The organism is Micromonospora sp. NPDC003776 (genome assembly GCF_053605645.1).
In genome coordinates, this window is the sequence record NZ_JBSGJR010000991.1 from 1 (window position 1) to 1102 (window position 1102).

Sequence of the window (1102 nt, forward strand, 5' to 3'; positions counted from 1 at the left end):
CCTTCACCGCCGGAGCTTTTAACCGCAGACCATGCGATCCGCAGTGTTATCCGGTATTAGACCCCGTTTCCAGGGCTTGTCCCAGAGTGAAGGGCAGATTGCCCACGTGTTACTCACCCGTTCGCCACTAATCCCCACCGAAGTGGTTCATCGTTCGACTTGCATGTGTTAAGCACGCCGCCAGCGTTCGTCCTGAGCCAGGATCAAACTCTCCGTGAATGTTTACCGGTAATCCGGTGCACACATCACGAGAGCGGAACCATCGGAGGAATAGTCCGATGGTTCACAGCGTCCTCGCTGTGTTTATTTCAAAGGAACCTCGTCCCGGTCGTGATGACCGGAGACGGGGTATCAACATATCTGGCGTTGATTTTTGGCACGCTGTTGAGTTCTCAAGGAACGGTCGCTTCCTTTGTACTCACCCTCTCGGGCTTTCCTCCGGGCTTCCCTTCGGTGTTTCCGACTCTATCAGATCGTTTTCCGATCCGATTTCCTCGGTGCTTTCCAGGTTCTCGCTTTCGCGTTTCCCTTTCCGGCGGTTCCGACTCTATCAGATCCTTTCGGCGTCTGATTCCCAGTCAGAGTGGGTTGTCTTCCCGGCCCGCTGGGCCGTTCCGACGTCTCAAACTCTAGCGGATCATCCCCGGCAGTTCCTAATCGGGCTGCCGGCTCCCATTCGAATTGAATTCGGACGCGCCGAAGCCAATCCCAGGGGGATGGTCGTACTGGTGGTTTGAGGTGCCGCTCCAGGCGGCGAGGTGTTGCGGGAGAACCGTTACGGCTCCGTGCAACCCGAAGAACTTTACGGACTCGGCAGGGGTGGGTCAAGCCCCCCTGTCAAGATTTTTTCTGCGGCCCGTCAGTCCAGGTCGGAGAGCCGGCCCTCGGCGTCGGGCTGGGCGTGCTCCACGCGGCGCAGGAGCCTGGTGAGGACCTCTCCCAGTACCGAGCGCTCCCCGAAGGTGAGGTCCTGGAGCAGGTCCTCCTCGAAGACGGTCGCCATACGCATCGCCTCGAGCCACTTCTCGCGCCCCTCAGGGGTCAGCTCGACGATGACACGGACGCGGTTGGACTCATCGCGCTCGCGGGTGACCAGGCCCTC

The 1102-nt window shown here is 59.7% G+C and carries 1 rRNA gene and 1 pseudogene; both read right to left on the bottom strand.

Annotated elements, in window-relative coordinates:
- A 16S ribosomal RNA gene (locus tag ACWEVO_RS36980) occupies positions 1-219 on the bottom strand; the annotation flags it as partial.
- 640 nt (positions 220-859) lie between these two features.
- Positions 860-1102 (bottom strand): annotated as a pseudogene (locus tag ACWEVO_RS36985) (hypothetical protein); the annotation flags it as partial.